Below are 18,981 nucleotides of genomic sequence, written 5' to 3'. Positions count from 1 at the left end.
AAGGCATCCCGAGGGATGCCTTTTTTCTTGTGCGAGGTTTACAGGAAAGAGATAAACAGGCCCACAGCAACCGCCATACCGACGTAGTTGTTGTTGAGGAAAGCCTGAAAACACGGCATACGTTCGCGATGGCGAATCAAATGCTGCTGATACACAAACAGGCCACTGGCCGCCAGCAATCCCCAGTAGTAGCTGGCGCCCAATTGGTAGCTGTAACCCAACGCAATCAACATGGCGACGGTCAGTAATTGCAGCACCCCGATGATCAACTTGTCAAAGCGGCCGAACAAAATCGCCGTGGATTTCACGCCAATCAGCAGGTCATCATCTCGGTCCACCATCGCATATTGAGTGTCATACGCCACCGTCCACAGCACGTTTATGACAAACAGATACCATGCGACCAGCGGCAACTCTCCCGCCTGAGCAGCCCACGCCATCGGAATCGACCAGCTGAATGCCAATCCCAGAAAGAATTGCGGCAGATGAGTATAGCGCTTCATAAACGGATAGATGAATGCCAGTACCAGGCCAGCAAACGACAGTTTGATCGTCAGCGGATTCATGGTCAGAACTAGCAGAAAAGACAGCAACGACAACACCAGAAACAGCGTAAACGCTTCACGCGCCGTGACTTTACCCGCAGGTAACGGACGCTGCGCCGTTCGTTTGACATGTCCATCGACTTTGCGGTCAGCGAAATCGTTGATCACACACCCCGCCGAGCGCATGGCAAACACACCAATCACAAACACGGCCAGTACCTTCAAATCCGGCATGCCGCGCGCAGCTAAAATCAGAGCCCAAATCGTCGGCCACAACAGCAATAGTGAGCCAATCGGACGATCCATGCGCGTTAACTGCCAGTACGCGCGGGCTTTTGCAGCGATCATTTACACTCTCTCCTTAGAGTAAATTGGTGAGTCGGGCAGAAACAGTTCTGCCACCAGCATAGGTTTGTGATTCATCCACAAGCGGGAGCGGCGCGCCAGCAGCGGGCCGTGTGACGTTTGCGCCCAGCCGACCTGCAACGCGTCACGCTTGGCATTGTCGGAGCTGAACACCGTTAAGCCAAGCGGAATCTCACCCTGTTGAGTGAAATCGTGGGGTTGATCCTGCAAGGAGGAACGCGGAATCAGCGTGCTCCCCAACACCCAAGGCACCTCGTCGCCAAGCAGCAAAACCTGGCGCAGCAGGCAATCTTCTTGCGCCAGCAGCGTCATTTCATCCGCCTGCAATGAACCATGTCCCGTTAACTGATTGTGTAACAGGTTCACGCTGAAATGGTCGCAATGCTGCGCCATCAAATGCGACAATGACCCCTGCTCAAGCAGCCAGGTTCTGGCATTCTCATCAGGATATTGGAAGTTTTCCGGCTGCTGCCACGTGACCTGGCGCAAAGCAGTCAGATAAAGCGAAGTTGTTTGATTCATACTAGTATTCAATATGACGCTTAATCGTCATACAATAAGGCCCAAACAGGGAGGTTTCCCTGACCTTTCGAACCCTATCAAGCATTTTGTTTACAATTAGATGCGCTATTGTAACAAGACTCGGGCGTTTCGAGTATCGTGAACCGAAGAAAGAACAGACAGAAATATGCTTAAACGTTACCTAGTCCAAACAATGCTCGCTGTCAGCCTGCTGATCCCATTCGTTGCCGGCGCCAGCGAAGAAGATGCGCCCAAGCTCGCCTACTTCACACTCGAACCCGATCTGACCACCAACTTTTATACCAAAGGCAAAAAGCTCGGCTACATTCAGGTGCGCATCGATATTATGGTCGCCAACAGTGTCGATCTGCCACTGGTTGAACGTCACCAACCGCTGATCCGCGATGCCGTGGTGGAACTGCTCGGTAAACAGACCGAAGACACCATTAAGTCTCTTGCCGGGCGCGAAGACTTACGTAAAACGCTGGTTGAGCAGCTCAACAATATTCTGCTGCCGGAAACCGGCCGTCCGCTCATCGCAGACTTACTGTTTACCAAATACATTTACCAGTAACAGCAAGCACAACGTCATCAATGAAAAAGCGGCCCATCAGCCGCTTTTTTTATCTTATTGCTGCGTCGCCTTGGACTGAAAACGTCCGGCATCATGCAGCCCCAGTACCACACCCGTAATCAGTCCCGCCAGATGAGCGGTATTAGCGATCGCCATAAATGGCTGCACATAACCGAGCACCAGCCACACCAACATAAAACCGACCAAGGGTTTGGGCATGCCGAGGCCAAGATGCGGCGCGCGCAACCCGAGCATCCATAAATAGCCAACCAGCGCATACACCACACCAGACAGGCCACCAAAGTTGGCTCCTTCCACCCAATACTGGCCAGCGCCCGACAGTGCGGCTGAGATCAGAAACACTTGCAGCAACTTACCGCTACCAAGTCGCTTTTCAATATCGCCGCCTAATTGCCACCACCATAACAGGTTAAACGCAATGTGGATCACCGAGAAATGCAGCAACGCGTGGCTGAACCAGCGCCACAGCTGCCATTGCTGACCCGCATGCGCCGGAAAATGCAGCGCATCAAAAATCTGATTACCCATGCCCAAAAACGCCAGTGCGAATATGACGGCGCAGACAGCCATCACCGACAGCGTCAGCGGGCCGGCTTTCGCCCGGATCATGGCCATCATGCTCGGTGACCGATAATAGAATTTGGATTGGCGGGATTCGGCCATCGTCCAGGAGGCGGCCTGATATTTCGCATCACGCGGGTTTTGCAGAAACAGATTCAGCTCAGCCTCGGCTTCCACCTGATGCTGATCGTCCACCAGCCACAACGCAAACTGATTCCCCCCTTCCGGCATCATCTGAATCTCAATATGGCGAGAGGCCATATAGTCGATGAAGGCTTGCGCCACGCGCGGGTTATTGAGGGCAATCAGTCTAATCATAAATCAGCTCGCTTCGACAGGCAGGTTGGCACGATGCCAGGCTTCAAAACCACCATCGACACTATACACCTGTTCAAAGCCCTGGTTAACCAAGTATTGCGCCGCGCCCTGACTGCTGATGCCGTGATAGCACATTACCAATACCGGTTGATCAAACTCGACTTGATCCATGAAAGAAACGATCGAGTCATTAGTCAGGTGGTAAGCCGTTTTGGCGTGCGCCACAGCAAACGACTGCGGATCACGAATGTCGACAAGCTTGGCTTCGTGTTGTTCGATGAGCGCTTGCGCACCCGCAACATCGATATGCTGAAATTGTTCCATGTTGAGTTCTCATTTGAGCGTTATTTTACGGCACACATTGTAACCTATCCAAAGCTGAACAAGTACACGAGCGGAGTAAGGTTATCCACCAGCGATCAAATTCTCATCATTTGTGGATAATTCTGTGGATTGCGTTGATAAAGTGGTTTGAATCTATTCGATCCACAACATCTTGTGATGATCCTTATTTAGTTGTGTGTAAAGAGAAACATATCCCCAAATAGAAAACAGCGTTCAAGCCTTGATTTGCCCAGCTTGATGACAGTCAGGAAATAATTTTGTCACAGAGTTATCCACAGAAAGTTTCCTACTTCTGATCGCGCATTTCGATCAGACATAAAAAAACCGAGATCCGGAGATCTCGGTTTTCAGCAATTTGCTAGAAGCTGTTGGCCGCTTAGAATTCGCCAACCGCATCCTTCAATTTCTTCATCGCATTCTTTTCTAGCTGACGAATACGCTCTGCAGAGACGTTGTACATTTCCGCTAACTCTTGCAGCGTCGCTTTCTGGTCATCCAGCCAGCGTGAACGCACGATGTGTTGACTGCGCTCGTCTAAACTCGACAGAGCCAACGCCAGACGCTGGTTAGTATGCGCTTCCCAGTTCTGTGCTTCGACGTTTTCAGCCAGATCGGAATGTTTGTCTTCCAGATACAACATCGGCGCGGTGTACGCATTCGGGTTATCATCATCATCGTTCGACATTTCGAACGTGGCATCTTGTGCCGCCAGACGCGATTCCATTTCTCGCACTTCGGACGGTTCAACGCCCAGCTCGCGTGCCACGGTTTCAACTTCACCGTTATTGAACCAACCCAGACGCTTTTTCGATTTACGCAGGTTGAAGAACAACTTACGTTGCGCCTTAGTAGTGGCGATTTTCACGATGCGCCAGTTACGCAGCACGTACTCGTGAATTTCGGCTTTAATCCAGTGCACGGCAAACGACACCAGTCGAACACCCACATCCGGGTTGAAGCGTTTGACCGCTTTCATCAGACCGATATTCCCTTCCTGCACCAAATCCGCCATTGGCAAACCGTAGCCGGAATAACCACGAGCAACATGAACAACAAATCGAAGATGCGACAGGATCAACCCTTTCGCGGCTTCAATATCACCTGAGTAATGTAATCGCTCTGCCATTTCACGCTCTTCTTCAGCGGTCAGCATTGGGTAGCTGTTCACTGAACGGATGTAGCTGTCTAAGCTGTCCTGTGAAACGAGAGCCATTGGATACGCTTGGTTAGTCATTCAAATCCTCATCAATCTCTGATCTGGAGTAAGTTTTAACCCATCAATCTTGAACCCAAAATGAACAGGTTTCAAGACTCGATTGGTCATTATGCACAAACTGTTGGTGGTGACAAGTCAGTCAGTAGCTCTGATTTTTGCACACTGCCATTTATGACACGCCAACCTTACACCGGTTCAATTTCTTTTAGATGACGGCGTGCCGACACCCGTGCAGCAATGCAGCCAAGGAAAGTGCCCAACATCAACAGCAACAGAGATTCGTCCCAGCCAAGGCCAATTAAACGAAAACGGCTGTCGTACAACTTCGCCAAATCTTCCACAGCACCATTCAGCAAAATGGTGATCAGCGCGGTCAGCAGCCAGGCCGATAATGCTCCCAATAACCCAAACCACATGCCGGAATACAGATACGGACGCAGAATGTAACCATCGGTGGCGCCAATCAGCTTCATGGTCTGAATCTCTTCTTTATTGGCCTGAACGTTAAAACGCAGTGTGTTGCCGACAATCAGGAATACCGACGCCAGCATCAATATCGACAGGCTGACCACAACAATGCTGGCCAGATTACGAATCGCGTCCAGCCTTGCCAGCCAGTCTTCGTCAAGACGTACGTCGGTGACATCGTCTTCACCATGAATTGCACGCGCGATGGCTTTAATCTGCTCTTTGTTGTCCACTCCCGGCGTGATGACCAATACACCCGGCAGCGCATATTCATCCAGTAGGCTGATCGCTTGATCGAATCCGGCGTACTGACTTAAATCATCCAGCCCCTGCTGCGGTGAAATGTAGTCGACCACCGCCACATCACTGCGACTTTCGATTTGATCCTTAAGCACCATGATACGCGGCTCTGGCGTGCCCTCTTTTATATACACGCTGATTTGTGACGGACTGGCGACATTATCCGCCACCGACGCAATGTTTTTGCTCAGCAGATACAGACAAGCTGGCAGCGACAACGCCATCGAAATCACCGCCAGTGTCAGCAGGTTACCCAGCGGGCGCTGCCACAACGCGGCAAATGACGCTTTGGCCTGCTTAACATGCACAGTAAAAAAGCCGTCGGTCTGGCCACGTTTGTTTTCCCGAATTTTGGCGGGTTTCTTGGCTTTCGGCTTAATGGCCATAGTCTTCTACCTCACTCAAAAATCCCTGATTCAGTTCCAGATGGCGGTACTGCGGACGCGAGTTGACCAGATTGATGTCGTGGGTGGCGAGCAAAATCGTCACGCCAGCACGGTTAAACTCTTCAAACAGACGCAGAATTCGATTCGACAATTCCGGATCCAGGTTACCAGTCGGTTCGTCAGCCAGTAGCAAGGTCGGGCGGTTAACGACTGCTCGGGCAATACCAACACGTTGTTGTTCACCACCGGACAATTGAGTCGGCAGACAACGCGCTTTGTCTAGTAGGCCGGTTTTATCCAGCGCCGCCGATACACGGCGTTTGATGTCGTTTTCAGAAATCGATTCGATGCGCATTGGCAGCGCCACGTTTTCAAACACAGTGCGGTCCATCAACAAGCGGTGATCCTGAAATACGATACCGATGTTGCGACGCAGAAAAGGAATGTCTTTAGCAGGAATTCGCGTAATGTCGTGACCATTGAAACTGATCTTGCCATCAGTCGGGCGCTCAATCGCACAAATGAGTTTCAGCAGCGTACTTTTCCCCGCTCCCGAGTGGCCGCCTAAAAAGGCCATTTCGCCACGGCGCAAATGAAAGTCGACTTTTTGCAGTGCTTGGCGTCCGCCGCGGTAGGCTTTACTGACTTGTTGGAACTTGATCACGCATCCTTCCCCTGTTGACCGTAAACCAAAGCCAGAAGCATTGCTTCTGGCTGTGTGGCAGATTCAATTACTCGTCGCGGCTAAACAGCGCGTCGATAAATTCCTGCGTTGCAAATGGACGCAGATCGTCAATGCCTTCACCGACACCGATGTAACGAATTGGAATCTGGAACTGATCGGCAATCGCGAAGATCACCCCGCCTTTGGCGGTACCATCGAGTTTGGTCAGCGTGATCCCGGTCAGCGGCGCAACATCGCTGAACAGTTTCGCCTGACTGATGGCATTCTGGCCGGTACCGGCATCAAGCGTCAGCATGATCTCGTGCGGTGCTGAGTCGTCAATCTTCTTCATCACGCGCACGATTTTGCGCAGCTCTTCCATCAGGTTCGCTTTATTCTGCAAACGACCGGCGGTATCAGCAATCACCACGTCAACGCCACGCGCTTTCGCCGCTTCAATCGCATCGTAAATGACTGAGGCGCTGTCGGCGCCAGTGTGCTGCGCAATCACCGGTACATTGTTGCGCTCGCCCCAGATTTGCAGCTGTTCTACGGCTGCGGCGCGGAAGGTATCACCTGCCGCCAGCATCACTTTCTTACCCTGCGCTTGGAACTGTTTGGCCAACTTACCGATGGTGGTGGTTTTACCCACACCGTTCACGCCGACCATCAGAATTACGAATGGTGTTTTGCTACTATCGACCACCAATGGCTGCTCAACTTTGGACAGAATCTCCGCCATCTCTTCTTTGAGCAGACCATACAAGGCTTCGCCGTCACGCAGTTGCTGGCGTGACGATTTCTCCGTCAGGCTTTCGATGATCTTCAGCGTGGTGTCCATACCGACATCGGCCACCAACAGTTGTTCTTCCAGCTCTTCAAACAGGTCGTCGTCGATTTTCTTGCCTTTAAACAGGCCAAAGAAACCGGCGCCAATGTTGGCTTTGGTGCGACTCAGGCTGCGTTTCAGGCGCGCAAAAAAGCTTTCGGTTGGCTTTTCCTGCTCTTGAATACGTTCTGGCTGAGCGGCGACCGGAATGTCTTCTTCAATCTCAACTTCTGCTTCTGCTAATTCAGTTTCTGGTTCCGCGACAGGCTCTTCAACCGGGTTCTGTTGTTCGTCTTGTTCTGTTTCGGTTGTTGGTTTCTGGCTCTGTTCTTCATCACCAAAGCCAAGCCATGACAGTAAGCCACGCTTCTTCTTTTCCGTCATCTGGGGATATCCTGGATTTAATTAACTCACATACCTAAGTCAACTGTGCCTTGCGCTGTTGAGCCAGCGAAGGTTTGGCTATGGGCCGCATCAAAGTGACTTGGGTGTGTCTTCTTTTCTTAAAGAATTATCGCTTTTGCACAAAGAATAATGACAAAGCAGTGAAAACTTTTACGCTTGCTTGATACACTTTGCCATAATTTTGAATGCCAAACTTCTGTTCGCCCGGCGAAAAGGCGCACAGACTGGCTATAGTAACACTTAATTAGCGGTCAAAAAATCTATGCTAAGACGTCGTCAGCAAAACCCATCACAAAAACGCGCGCCAAGCGGTCAGGTTCGCATCATCAGCGGCCTGTGGCGCGGACGTAAACTACCGGTGCACGATGCCGAAGGCCTGCGCCCGACCACCGATCGCGTCAAAGAAACGCTGTTCAACTGGCTCGCTCAGGATATTCCGCACGCCAGGTGTCTTGACTTGTTTGCCGGCTCCGGCGGTTTAGGCTTTGAGTCAGCCTCTCGCCAGGCTGATAAAGTGACCATGCTGGAGATGAATCCGCAGGCCTTTGCACAGCTCAAAACCAACATCGCGGCGCTCAAAGCCAGCAACATTGAAGCAGTCAACACCGATACGCTCGCCTACCTCAAGCAACCCGGCCAAGCGTACGATGTGGTCTTTATCGACCCGCCCTTCCGTCAAGGTTTGTTACAAGAAACGGTGCAGTTACTCGAGCAAAACGGGTGGCTAGCCGCTAACGCAATGATTTATATTGAGAGCGAAAAAGAACTGCCCCTGACTGAGTTGCCGGAAAGCTGGCAACTGTATCGCGAGAAGCTCGCGGGTCAGGTGTGTTACCGACTGTTTGAAAGGACATCCGAATGAAAATTCTGCTGACATTGGCCAAAGCCGCCATCGCGTTTGTCTGGCTGGTACTGCTGATCAACATCGTTATGCCATTTCCGGGCAAAGCGGCGATCGCCTTGTACATCATGACCGCGTTCCTGTTCTTCATGCACGGTTTGCAGATGCTGATCTTCGTTGGCGCGTTTGGCGACAAAGTCAAAATGAATGGCTGGGAAAAATGGTCCATTCTGATTTTTGGTATCTTTGCGCTGCTCGATATTCGCCGCAAACACATGATGTAAAAAAACCGCCGAATGGCGGTTTTTTTACATCCCTACGTAACTCTTAATACCGTTGAGGAACATCTGCGTCGACATCATGACCAACAACAGGCCCATCAGACGCTCAACTGCCTTGAGACCACGCTCGCCCAGTACCTTGTGAAAGAAGCCATAGAACATCAAAATCAGGAACGTACCCGACCAGGCAAGGATCACCGCCGCCGACAATTCCATCAGATTATCCGGGTATTGGGTCGACAGCAGCAATAGCGCTGCAATCACTGACGGGCCGGCGATCATCGGAATCGCCATTGGCACGATAAACGGCTCTTCACCCGCCGCGAGACCAGTAATACTGCCTGCACTCGGGAAAATCATCTTAATCGCGATAATGAACAGAATGATACCGCCAGAGATGCTTAAGGTTTCCGGCTGCACATGCAGGAAGCTGAGAATCGATTTCCCCGCAAACAAAAACAGCATCAGAATCACCAGCGCGAAACAGAGCTCGCGAACCAGCACAACACGGCGACGTTTGGGATCAAGGTGCTTTAGGATAGACAGAACAATAGGCAGGTTGCCCAGCGGGTCCATGATCAGAAACAGCATGGTTGCAGCCGATAAAATCTCCATAACACCTCAATACCACAACAAAAATTTTGCGCAGTATATCAGCGTCACTTATCGATTTCGATGTGTATTCCTGCGCTAAATGGCCATTTTGCCACCCTTAATGCTGGCAAATGCGCGCTTCATTCAGATGCCAGATCCCCGCTTCAATTATCACTTTGCGTTTCTCCTGCAAGAAAGCCAGCAAAGCATCTAAATCCATCCCGTTCAGCTTGCAGGTGTGGAAACGGGCATGCGTACCAAATTCCCGGCTGACCGCTTCACGCAGCGCCGCTTCCGTCATTGGCGTTTGTTTGAGTAGATTGAGTACTTGGTGGGCATGAATTTCAATTGTCATCGTCGTTCTCGCAAGGATGGAAAACTCAGACTGTAACCAAAGGCGCCCTATCCGGCTTTGATTTAGCTCAGGGCAGCAGCACCACAGACGCCACAATCAGCCCCTGAGCCAGTAGATAGCTGCCGGAGATCAGGTACTGACCCAACGGCAGTGGACGCCGATAGTCATGGATTGCCAGCAAAAGCGCCGACAGCATGAGCAGCAGACTGCCGATGAATCCGGCTAGCGATGCAGATGATGGTAACTTCAGCCACACTTCTCCGGCAGCCCACGTCATTTGCAATAACATGATGCCCATGATGGTGACTGGAAAAATCAAGGTATCCAGTTGAGGCAGCAATAAGAAGAAGGCGACGATGCTGGTTGCGATCAGCAGTGCAGGCAACCACCAGACAATTGAACCGGAAATCTGAACCCAAAACGCTTTGCTGTAGAACAGCTGGGCCAGCAGAAAAGCACCAAAACAGGCTTTGGGGCGAAATCTTAGCAGATGCAGTGAATCACCGACCAAGGCAGAACTCAACCCCACCGTCACCCACAGAACCGGAGCCGAAAAGGCGGCGGATTGCGTGACAGTGATGGACAGAAGCAAGGCTAAACTCACCGCTTTAAAAAACAGAGCGTACTTTAGTTTATTGTTTTCAAAAGCAGAAATGCTGATAAGTCCCGATACCGCGACAGAAATCCAGCTCCACATGCCTATACCTCTTCTAAAATCTGCCGCCAGTGTAGGCATGTGACTTTCGATGTCCAGAACCAAGCTGCAAAAGTTGGATCTTGATTGCGATTCCTTGTTGAGGCAAAAAACGGACGAACATTTACACTGTTTACTCTTTCATCAACAAAACAGAAAAACCTGCCGCAGAGGCTATCAACAATTAAAAACAACGTTTTAAATGATACAAACCAGATTAAATTACACTTAAAGTCACTAATAAATTAAGAATTAAGTTAATAAAAATCGATTAAAAACAATAATATAAACACAATAAAACAACAAACAAACCAATAAAGACCTTCCCAAACCAACAATGAGCCTCACCAACCAGTTTACCTTCCAATGCTACTGGTTAGACCATACACAAATGACATTAAATCTCATCTATGATTTTTTATTTCTTAAAAAATGGGAATTCATGGAAAAATGACAACATACCAACCTCTAGCAAGCAAAAAACTGACAAAACGATTAATGAAACATTAATTTAACTTAATTAAGTTAATTAAAAACAACAAGTTATACCAAAATGAGATTATTTAAAACTCACTATGATTATTTGATAATCGCACCAAAACCACACATCTAACTCACCATTTCAGGGCAGATCTTAAGATATAGAATGGTATTTTTAAGCATTTTGAAAAGATGGGCTTGATCAAGCCGTTAAACTAGTGCTATTCTGATCTCACTGAATGAAACCGAATAAAGGAGCAGTGTTATGATTTCTTCATCTCAGAAACAAGGATTAGTAATGATCGCAGTAATCGTTGGCCTAATGACACTGCCGATGATGTACTAAACATCTGTTACAAAACAAAAAAGGACGCCAAGGCGTCCTTTTTTAGTTCTTCACTCTTCAACTATTGCAGATGTTGTGACAACTCTTCCCAGTGCAGGTAGTACACCACCATCGCCGCGAGCGTCATCAGCATCATTAGCATTAATGCCACACGCCAGATAAACCGACCACTTCTTGGGGTCAGTTCCTTTTCACATTCGATACACACTGCGACAAACGCCTTTCTGTCTTCCAACTGATAGTGCTCTTCTTCCACCACTTGATTACTAATCGTGGCCACGTAATGCAGTTTGGCCAGCACATCATGTGGCAGGCGCTCTTCACAGCTGTTGATCAGCTCTTCCAGGTTTTGTCCCTGCGCGTGATATTGGGTCCTCAGCAAGGTTTCCAGTTTCCGCGTTCGCTCGACAACTTGTTCAATATCAGACATCACTGCCTCCCTGCTCATCCGCTTGTGTTTATAGTTGTTTCAGAATCTGTTGATCTATAGATAAGGGTGAGCAAAGCTCACTTCTAGCTTAGCCTTCAAATAGCAGGTCAAAGTGTGACACCAGCCGAAAAACTCGCCTCTCTCACTGTGCATTTACCGGTTTATTTCGTCAAAGTGCTTATAAAATCAGATTATTAGCTTCCACTTGCTGTCAGATGGGGACGACGATGCCGAGCGTATTTTGGATTGCGATTATTGTACTGTTGCTGTTGGGTCTCTGGCTGTTCAGCCAGTTTTATCGCCGCCATATTCAGGGGGAAAACGCCCCCGAACGCAGCACCGAAGTTATCATTCTCGATAAACAAAGCATCTCGGTTGAACATCCCCTGCCGGGGCAGGAAGATCGAGAGTACTGGATTTACGTGCAACAAGGAAAACTGGGGCCCAAACGCGAGTTTCAGGTCGGAGTGCACTACTTTCACGCTCTGAATCCAGGGGATCGCGGCGTGCTGACTTATCGCGGTACCCAGTTCTTACACTTTGCCTTGCAGCGCTAAGGCAACAACCAGCGGATCTTGCCACTGCGAGAGACCAACCAGCTAACCCACAACGAAGCCGCGCCGCTCAATACAATCCACAGCGGAATCACCCAACCCGGATGCCCTTGATACCAGCCGTAAGCTTTCATCGGCCACAGGAATATCGGATGCAACAGGTAAATCCCCAGGCTGTGCTGGCTGATAAACGCCACTATCGTCTGCGCCCGCTGCGACAGATGCTCTGCCCACGCGCGACAAAGAATAAAAATCATACTCGCCGCCAGAATGGTATTGAGTGTCTTGTAAGATAGCCAGCGCCCGACCGTGTAACCCTGATACTCCAGGCTTAACGTCACCACCGAATACACGGTGGTATAGAGAGCACCGCCGCCCAAGAGCAGCGCTGTCCAGACTACCCAAGGCGTATTCGGCACTTTCTGATACAGCAAATAGCCGAGCAACAGGTAGCCGCTGTAGAGCCACAATTCCGCGCTCCACACGCCATCAATGAAGAACAGGAACAGCGTCGCACTAACAAGCCAAATTGCCACCCACGCACAAATCGCCAGCGTATCGACCCGTTTCACCAACCACTGCAGCAACGGAATGACAAAATAGAGCGGAATGAAGTAATAGAAAAAGCCCAGATGGTAATAGGTTTCGTGTTGCGGGCTATGTTTGAGCGTATCGAGCGCCAGTGCGCCGTCAAACCCGTTCGCGCTCCAACCGGAAAGATAAGCATAGAACAGCGACCAAATAATGAATGGCACCAGCACCTTGCCCAAGCGACGTCGCAAATAGTAGTGAAGATCAAAAGGACGCGGATCGCTGAGCATCAAAGCACCGGAGATCAGAATAAACACGGGCACCGCCCAGCGGCTGATCCCGTTGATGGTGACCGCCGTCAGCCACTCCGAAAACGGGATATTCCCCAGCTCTTGCCGATACGGCGCCAGCACGTGAATCCCAATCACAGCCACGGCCGCGACACAACGCAACAAATCAAAAAAAATCACTCGCTTAGTCATAAACCACGCTCTCAAGCCGCCATAGAACTCACTATAGAACGATAACCATGTGCTGTGTAAGAGAAAGGTTAATGATTGGTGAGATCCTTAACTTATTTTCAGAACGATAGTTATTGCCTATCACAACAATGCACACAATCGAATATAGTTATACAAATCACAAGGTTATTATGCACTCAACGATTTCACAGAAATCCATCTATTTTCAATTACTAATGAGGTGAGTGTTATGACTACTAATCTGATCGGCCTGGACCGCAACCACAGCCAACAACTTGCTCAGTCACTCAACCGCCTGCTGGCCAACTACCAGGTGTTCTACATGAACACTCGCGGTTACCACTGGAACATCAAAGGTAAAGAGTTCTTTGAGCTGCACGCAAAATTCGAAGAGATTTATACCGATCTGCAAACCAAGATTGATGAACTGGCTGAGCGTATTCTGACGCTGGGTTACCAGCCGCTGCACAGCTTCAGCAGCTATCTGGACAGCACTGAGATTCAGGAACACACCAACGCGACCGATGGCAAAAGCACCATGCAAGGGCTGGTCAACGGCTTTGGTGCATTGATCACACAACAACGCGCCATTCTGGCTCTGGCTTCTGAGGCTGGTGATGAAGGGACTGCCTCACAAATGGGTGACTACATTCGTGAACAGGAAAAACTGGTGTGGATGTTGAACGCGTGGTTGCAATAAGCCAATAAAAAACAAGCCCGTTTAACGGGCTTGTTGTGACAGTTTCGGTAATCCGAGCGAAATTAGGCTGGTCAGCATGAGGAAGCCCAAAGACACCCAAAGACATGCGGCCAGCCCCCCTACCTGAAACAGATAACCCGACAGAATCGTACCAATCAAACGTCCCATCGCGTTGGCCATGTAGTAAAAGCCCACATCGAGCGACACCCCATCACCCTTGGCATAACTGACAATCAGATACGAATGCAGGGACGAGTTGACCGCAAACACCGCGCCAAACAACATCAACCCTACCGTGATCACCCATTGCGGGTGCCAGTTTAGGGTGACACCGAGCGCCACCACTGCCGTCACCACACACAGCATCACCGCCCAACGCAGTGCAGCATGACCATCCGGCAATTTACCCTGCGCTTTACCCGTAATGCGCGGCGCGATGCTTTGAATCACGCCATAGCCGATGACCCACAGCGCAAGAAAACCGCCAACCCAGATGTGATCCCAGCCAAACACGGTGCCGAGATAGACCGGTAGCGCGACCACAAACCACACATCGCGCGCGCCAAACAAAAACAGACGCGCCGCCGACAGAATGTTCACCGACGTCGATTTAGAGAAAATCTCCGAGAACTTGGGTTTGGCCTTGGCTTTGCCGATATCTGAACTCAGCCAGGTCAGGCTGCCAATCAGCACCAAGACCAACACCGCAGCCATGCACGCCACCGCGAGCTGGAAGCCGAGCAACGTCAGCAGCACACCACCTAAAAAGAATCCTGCGCCTTTGAGCGCGTTTTTCGAGCCGGTCAGAATCGCAATCCAACGATACAGCGCGCCCTGTTGCTCATCCGGCACCAACGTTTTGATCGCGCTTTTCGCGCTCATCTTGTTGAGGTCTTTGGCGATGCCGGACAGCGCCTGCGCGGCCATGACCCAGGGAATGGTCAGCCACACGCTGGGCAGCGCCAGCATCCCCAATGCAACGATCTGCATCGCCAGCCCGACGTTCATGGTGCGATTGAGCCCCAGTCGCGCGCCCGGCCAGCCACCGATGAGGTTAGTGACCACGCCAAAGAACTCGTAAAACAGAAACAGCGAGGCGATCGCCAGCGTGTCGTAACCAAGCTGATGGAAATAGAGCACCACCAGCATGCGCAGCGCACCGTCCGTCAGCGTGAAGTTCCAGTAGTTGAACGTCACCAGCATGTACTGACGGATCGAGTGGTCTAATTTGGCATAAGTTTTCAACATATTCCGATCCAAAATGAGCTTTGGGATCATGATGATCCCAAAGCTCGATTAGCTGATCACACCCGCGACGTGTTCGATGTAACAGCGCTGCTCCGCTTTAGTAAACGCGCCCGGACGCAGGGCCTGAATGCGTTCAATACACTGATCCAGCGGCCAGCCGATATCGAGCAGCAAATGCCCGGCCAGCAAACCGGTACGGCCCGAGCCACCCATACAGTGGATCGCCACTTTGTCGCCGCGTTTGAGCACACTGCGCAGTTGCGGGCTGACGGTTGGCCAGTGCTCAGTAAAGAGCTCATCCGGCACACTGTCGTCTTCAATTGGCAGATGAATCCACATCATGCCAAGCGCTTGGGCGGTATAACCGAGTTGCTCAACCTGTTTGGCCTCCATCTCTTCACGCGTGATCGCGCTGACAATCACACTGACGCCGCTCGCTTTCAGCTGCGTGAGGCTGTCAAACAGGCTGACGTCTTTGGTGCCCGGGCACGGCATCAGCACCAGCGCCGCTTTCTCGACTGGCAATTCCCATGTCGGATGCATCATTTCGCCAGCCCAACCTTACGCACCAGTTCAGCGGTGCGGGTCGCGTAACCCATTTCGTTGTCGTACCACGCGTAGATTTTCACCATGCGCGTGCCCACCACCATGGTCGACAAAGCATCAACGATGGTCGAACGTTGGTCACCGCGGTAATCAATCGACACCAGCGGTTTTTCTTCGAAGCCGAGAATGCCTTGCAGCTCACCTTGCGAGGCTTCTTTTAGCAGTGCATTGACTTCTTCGGCGGTGGTATCGCGTTTCACATCAAAAATGATGTCGGTCAGCGACGCATTCGCCAGCGGTACACGTACCGCGTGACCGTTAATCTTGCCTGCCAGTTCCGGAAAAATTTCCACAATCGCCGTCGCGCTGCCAGTGGTGGTCGGGATCAGGCTCATGCCGCACGCACGGGCACGACGCAAGTCTTTGTGCGGCGCATCCAAAATGGTTTGCGTGTTAGTCAAATCGTGAATGGTGGTGAACGACGACTGCTCAATGCCGAGTTTTTCGTGAATCACTTTCACCACGGGGGCAATACAGTTGGTAGTGCACGAGGCCGCGGTGACAATGCGGTGCTGCGCGGGGTCGAAAATGTGGTCGTTCACACCGACCACGATGTTGGCAATGCCCGGCTCTTTGACCGGTGCCGACACCACCACACGCTTGACACCCTGCTCCAGATACTGGTTCAAGAACGCCGTTTTGCGATGCACGCCAGTGGCTTCAATCACCACATCGCAACCCGACCAGTCCACCGCGCTGATGTCACGCTCCTGACTGGTGGTGATGCGCGCGTCACCAATCAGCATGGTATTACCTTGCGCTTCCACCGCGTGGGACCAGCGCCCTTGCACCGAATCGAACTCCAGCAGGTGCGCCAGTGTCGCGGTATCGCCAGCGACATCGTTGATGTGCACAAATTCGACTTCTGGCCAGTCAAATGCTGCACGCATTGCCAAACGGCCAATGCGGCCAAATCCGTTGATTCCGACTTTAATGGTCATTTTTCTCTCCTTAACAGCACGGGCGGTCGGCCATGGTCGCCAGTCGCTGACTGTCGACACCGTATTGTTGTTGCAAACAGTTGGATTGTTTTAATCCGTCGATAATTTTATTCAGCCAGCCTGGCAGCTGGTCTGAAATCTGGTAGTAGACCCATTGGCCCTGACGTTCGTCCACCAGTACGCCGCTCTGGCGCAGCTGCGCCAGATGGCGCGACACTTTCGGCTGACTTTCCTGCAGCGCATGCGTCAGTTCGCACACGCACAGGCGTTTTTCACGGGCAATCAGCAGCAGGCAGCGCATACGCGTTTCATCCGCCAGCAGCTTAAAAAATTGGTGAGGTAGCATTGGCGACTCCAATATATTCACATATCCATATATCTTAAATACAAAAAAGCACGCGTCAATGCGCGTGCTCTCGTTGTCATAAAAGTTTCATCTATTCGACGCGGTTGACGTCCTGGCTCCAGCGTGCCGCCGCGGTGAGATCTTGAGTGACATCATTGACTTGCAATCCCAGTTGCAGGCAACAGTGTTCTACCCCTTGCCAATCAGCCTGCTCAAAGCACTCTTCCAAATTGAGCAGTTCACCAAACGGGCCGACGCGCTGATTAAGCGCATCTTTGATCGCTTTGCTGAGCGGCAACTGCTCTACCAGTTCATCCAACGACGTATCCAGCAGGACATCAAGCAGCGAAAACAACCCGACCAGAAATGCCTGATCTTTATGTTCCGTAAAGGGACGCTTGGCGGCCATCAACTGGCAGAACTGCGCCCGTTGCAGCGACAGGTTGTACAGCTCTTTCGGTTTGTTGGCCGAAATGTACGACGCTACCGCCAGCGACACGAAAATTTTCAACCGATCCTGACCCAGATACACCAGTGCCTGGCGAAAAGAGGAAATCGGCACCGCAATCCGATCTGACATGCTGTTCACAAAGCGCAGCAGCTTGTACGACAACGCCAAATCCTGCGCCACGATGTGCTCAATACGTTCGAAATTGACGTCGGGGCGGCACACTTCCTGAAACAGTTGCATTGCCAGCACGTGTTCCGGGCTGACATAGCGCTGCTTCATGATTTGCGGCTTGCTGAAAAAGTAGCCTTGGAAGAAGGTAAAACCAGCGCGGCGGGTCTGTTCAAACTGCTCCTCGGTTTCTACCCGTTCAGCAAGAAAACGGCGACGACTGCCACGCTCAAGACGTTGCTGAACAATGGCACACGCTTCGTCAATGCCCAGCGCCATAATGTCGAGTTTGACGATGTGCACGTAAGGCAGAAAACGCTCCCACTCCGGCGCGAACACAAAATCGTCCAGCGCGATCAGATAACCGCGTGAACCGAGTTCACGGATTGCAGCCAAGAGTTCATCAGTCGGCTCACAAGTCTCCAGCACCTCGACCACAATCTGGTCTTTGGGCAACGTCAGCGGCAACCTGCGCAACAGGCTTTTGTAGGGAAAGTTAATAAAACAGCGGGAACGGGCGATGGACGGATTCGTGCCCATCGCCAGAAAATTTTCGACAATCAGTCGATATGTCGCACGATCAGAGTCCATGTGCTCAGGAAACGCATTCTCTTCCCCATCACGAAACAGCAGCTCATATCCTAATGTCTGCCGCTTCGCATTTAAGATGGGTTGTCGTGCTACATAAGTGGTATACATGTCACCCTCAAGCGCATTCGGCGTGGGTTATCAGGCTTTAGCCGCCGCCAGCAGCGCGCCACAACCCATAAACATCGAGCCGAATACTCGGTTAATTTTACGCATGATGCGATCGGAACGAATAAAGCGTCCCATTTGTGAGGCCAGCGAGGTATAGCCCAGCATCACGAAAGAATCTATGGTAACGGTTGTGATGCCCAGTACCAAGAGCTGGGTCATCTGATCTCTGGCCGGATCAAGAAACTGCGGAAACAACGCAACCAGAAACACAATCGATTTCGGGTTGGTCAGGTTAATCAGAACCGCTTTGCGCAGCAAAGTTCCGGCACTCAGCGTTTGTGTGGCCGCATCGGCGACCAGGCTGGAGCGATCGCGCCATTTCTGAATGCCAAGCCACACCAGATACACCGCACCGACCCATTTGATGATGGTAAATGCCAGCGCCGATTGCGCCACCAACGCACCAATGCCGGCGCCCACCAGCATAATGTGAATGGCAAGGCCAATCTGCAGACCGGCGATCGACGCCAGCGACTTGCGCGTGCCGTAACTCAGTCCGTTACTGATCGAGTTCACCGTACCGGACCCCGGCGCCAGACTAAAAACAATAGCAGTGGCCACATAGGCCAGCCAAACATGCGTATCCATTGCAATTCCTCTCAACTCGCTTATTCTAGCGACCTTAGACAACCAATTTGATACTCACCCCATGTG

At 51.2% G+C, this 18,981-nt stretch carries 24 protein-coding genes; 5 read left to right on the top strand and 19 right to left on the bottom strand.

The genetic code is table 11. The annotated features are described in order from the left end of the window. Positions 1 to 38: 38 nt before the first annotated feature. Positions 39 to 893: a 4-hydroxybenzoate octaprenyltransferase gene (gene ubiA / locus DYA43_RS14730; protein ID WP_061057100.1), complete on the bottom strand. Its 855-nt coding sequence runs from the start codon at positions 891 to 893 to the stop codon at positions 39 to 41. Next, complete coding sequence (locus tag DYA43_RS14725; protein WP_024373758.1) at positions 894 to 1,433, bottom strand: chorismate lyase; 540 nt, start codon at positions 1,431 to 1,433, stop codon at positions 894 to 896. It lies immediately after the preceding gene. A 166-nt stretch (positions 1,434 to 1,599) separates the two neighbouring features. Here DYA43_RS14725 and DYA43_RS14720 point away from each other — a divergent pair, with 166 nt between their 5' ends. Continuing rightward, positions 1,600 to 2,007, top strand: a complete 408-nt coding sequence (locus DYA43_RS14720) for a flagellar basal body-associated protein FliL (protein ID WP_020331963.1) — start codon at positions 1,600 to 1,602, stop codon at positions 2,005 to 2,007. A 54-nt stretch (positions 2,008 to 2,061) separates the two neighbouring features. Here the strand turns inward: DYA43_RS14720 and glpG are convergent, their stop codons facing one another. The 6 genes from glpG to ftsY all read right to left on the bottom strand — a co-directional run bounded on the left by glpG (position 2,062) and on the right by ftsY (position 7,499). Then, on the bottom strand, positions 2,062 to 2,907 hold the full coding sequence (gene glpG / locus DYA43_RS14715; protein ID WP_020331962.1) for a rhomboid family intramembrane serine protease GlpG: 846 nt from the start codon (positions 2,905 to 2,907) through the stop codon (positions 2,062 to 2,064). 3 nt (positions 2,908 to 2,910) lie between these two features. Continuing rightward, the gene (glpE, locus tag DYA43_RS14710; protein WP_020331961.1) at positions 2,911 to 3,231 is read right to left on the bottom strand and encodes a thiosulfate sulfurtransferase GlpE; all 321 of its coding nucleotides are present in this window, start codon (positions 3,229 to 3,231) and stop codon (positions 2,911 to 2,913) included. Between the two features lie 397 nt (positions 3,232 to 3,628). Further along, positions 3,629 to 4,486, bottom strand: a complete 858-nt coding sequence (gene rpoH, locus DYA43_RS14705; protein WP_020331959.1) for an RNA polymerase sigma factor RpoH — start codon at positions 4,484 to 4,486, stop codon at positions 3,629 to 3,631. A gap of 167 nt (positions 4,487 to 4,653) precedes the next feature. Further along, positions 4,654 to 5,622 carry a permease-like cell division protein FtsX gene (ftsX, locus tag DYA43_RS14700; protein WP_061057099.1) on the bottom strand — a complete coding sequence of 323 codons (969 nt, stop codon included), beginning with the start codon at positions 5,620 to 5,622 and terminating at the stop codon, positions 4,654 to 4,656. After that, positions 5,612 to 6,286 (bottom strand): cell division ATP-binding protein FtsE, encoded by a 675-nt coding sequence (ftsE, locus tag DYA43_RS14695; protein ID WP_020331957.1) that lies wholly within the window; start codon positions 6,284 to 6,286, stop codon positions 5,612 to 5,614. Before ftsE ends, ftsX begins: the two co-directional genes overlap by 11 nt. A 67-nt stretch (positions 6,287 to 6,353) precedes the next feature. Continuing rightward, positions 6,354 to 7,499: a signal recognition particle-docking protein FtsY gene (gene ftsY, locus DYA43_RS14690; RefSeq protein ID WP_061057098.1), complete on the bottom strand. Its 1,146-nt coding sequence runs from the start codon at positions 7,497 to 7,499 to the stop codon at positions 6,354 to 6,356. Between the two features lie 283 nt (positions 7,500 to 7,782). On the opposite strand from ftsY, the gene rsmD reads away from it, so the two are divergent. Continuing rightward, positions 7,783 to 8,382: a 16S rRNA (guanine(966)-N(2))-methyltransferase RsmD gene (rsmD, locus tag DYA43_RS14685; RefSeq protein ID WP_020331954.1), complete on the top strand. Its 600-nt coding sequence runs from the start codon at positions 7,783 to 7,785 to the stop codon at positions 8,380 to 8,382. Beyond that, positions 8,379 to 8,645, top strand: coding sequence for a DUF1145 domain-containing protein (locus DYA43_RS14680; RefSeq protein WP_020331953.1), 267 nt, complete (start codon positions 8,379 to 8,381; stop codon positions 8,643 to 8,645). Before rsmD ends, DYA43_RS14680 begins: the two co-directional genes overlap by 4 nt. Positions 8,646 to 8,669: 24 nt before the next feature. Here DYA43_RS14680 and DYA43_RS14675 read toward each other — a convergent pair whose 3' ends face one another. The 4 genes from DYA43_RS14675 to DYA43_RS14655 form a co-directional block, all read right to left on the bottom strand. Next, positions 8,670 to 9,257: a YhgN family NAAT transporter gene (locus DYA43_RS14675; protein ID WP_020331952.1), complete on the bottom strand. Its 588-nt coding sequence runs from the start codon at positions 9,255 to 9,257 to the stop codon at positions 8,670 to 8,672. A 97-nt stretch (positions 9,258 to 9,354) separates the two neighbouring features. After that, a complete protein-coding gene (locus DYA43_RS14670; RefSeq protein ID WP_020433043.1) occupies positions 9,355 to 9,591 on the bottom strand; it encodes a YecH family metal-binding protein in 237 nt (78 codons plus the stop codon). Between the two features lie 67 nt (positions 9,592 to 9,658). Next, positions 9,659 to 10,294, bottom strand: coding sequence for a lysoplasmalogenase (locus DYA43_RS14665; protein ID WP_024373752.1), 636 nt, complete (start codon positions 10,292 to 10,294; stop codon positions 9,659 to 9,661). An 878-nt stretch (positions 10,295 to 11,172) separates the two neighbouring features. Continuing rightward, positions 11,173 to 11,541, bottom strand: a complete 369-nt coding sequence (locus tag DYA43_RS14655) for a hypothetical protein (RefSeq protein ID WP_020331948.1) — start codon at positions 11,539 to 11,541, stop codon at positions 11,173 to 11,175. Between the two features lie 227 nt (positions 11,542 to 11,768). Here DYA43_RS14655 and DYA43_RS14650 point away from each other — a divergent pair, with 227 nt between their 5' ends. Further along, positions 11,769 to 12,098, top strand: a complete 330-nt coding sequence (locus tag DYA43_RS14650; RefSeq protein WP_020433049.1) for a DUF2500 domain-containing protein — start codon at positions 11,769 to 11,771, stop codon at positions 12,096 to 12,098. On the opposite strand, the gene DYA43_RS14645 is transcribed toward DYA43_RS14650, so the two are convergent. Then, entirely contained in the window at positions 12,095 to 13,108 is a 1,014-nt protein-coding gene (locus DYA43_RS14645) for an acyltransferase (protein ID WP_061057096.1), read from the bottom strand. The genes DYA43_RS14650 and DYA43_RS14645 overlap by 4 nt on opposite strands. 229 nt (positions 13,109 to 13,337) lie before the next feature. On the opposite strand from DYA43_RS14645, the gene DYA43_RS14640 reads away from it, so the two are divergent. Beyond that, entirely contained in the window at positions 13,338 to 13,808 is a 471-nt protein-coding gene (locus tag DYA43_RS14640; RefSeq protein WP_020331943.1) for a Dps family protein, read from the top strand. Between the two features lie 21 nt (positions 13,809 to 13,829). On the opposite strand, the gene arsJ is transcribed toward DYA43_RS14640, so the two are convergent. The 6 genes from arsJ to rhtB form a co-directional block, all read right to left on the bottom strand. Continuing rightward, positions 13,830 to 15,056: an organoarsenical effux MFS transporter ArsJ gene (gene arsJ, locus DYA43_RS14635; protein ID WP_061057095.1), complete on the bottom strand. Its 1,227-nt coding sequence runs from the start codon at positions 15,054 to 15,056 to the stop codon at positions 13,830 to 13,832. Between the two features lie 48 nt (positions 15,057 to 15,104). Further along, on the bottom strand, positions 15,105 to 15,602 hold the full coding sequence (locus tag DYA43_RS14630; RefSeq protein ID WP_061057094.1) for a cyclin-dependent kinase inhibitor 3 family protein: 498 nt from the start codon (positions 15,600 to 15,602) through the stop codon (positions 15,105 to 15,107). Continuing rightward, positions 15,599 to 16,603 carry an ArsJ-associated glyceraldehyde-3-phosphate dehydrogenase gene (locus tag DYA43_RS14625; protein ID WP_047459736.1) on the bottom strand — a complete coding sequence of 335 codons (1,005 nt, stop codon included), beginning with the start codon at positions 16,601 to 16,603 and terminating at the stop codon, positions 15,599 to 15,601. Before DYA43_RS14625 ends, DYA43_RS14630 begins: the two co-directional genes overlap by 4 nt. Before the next feature lie 10 nt (positions 16,604 to 16,613). Further along, a complete protein-coding gene (locus tag DYA43_RS14620) occupies positions 16,614 to 16,949 on the bottom strand; it encodes a metalloregulator ArsR/SmtB family transcription factor (protein ID WP_020331937.1) in 336 nt (111 codons plus the stop codon). 91 nt (positions 16,950 to 17,040) lie between these two features. Beyond that, positions 17,041 to 18,267, bottom strand: a complete 1,227-nt coding sequence (locus DYA43_RS14615) for an EAL and HDOD domain-containing protein (RefSeq protein WP_020331936.1) — start codon at positions 18,265 to 18,267, stop codon at positions 17,041 to 17,043. A 30-nt stretch (positions 18,268 to 18,297) separates the two neighbouring features. Beyond that, on the bottom strand, positions 18,298 to 18,915 hold the full coding sequence (gene rhtB, locus DYA43_RS14610) for a homoserine/homoserine lactone efflux protein (RefSeq protein ID WP_020331935.1): 618 nt from the start codon (positions 18,913 to 18,915) through the stop codon (positions 18,298 to 18,300). Positions 18,916 to 18,981: the final 66 nt, after the last annotated feature.

It is taken from the genome of Vibrio fluvialis (assembly GCF_900460245.1).
Taxonomy (GTDB): Bacteria; Pseudomonadota; Gammaproteobacteria; order Enterobacterales; family Vibrionaceae; genus Vibrio; species Vibrio fluvialis.
The sequence above is the reverse complement of the archived record's forward strand: the minus strand, read 5'-3'. Positions and strand labels throughout refer to the sequence as shown.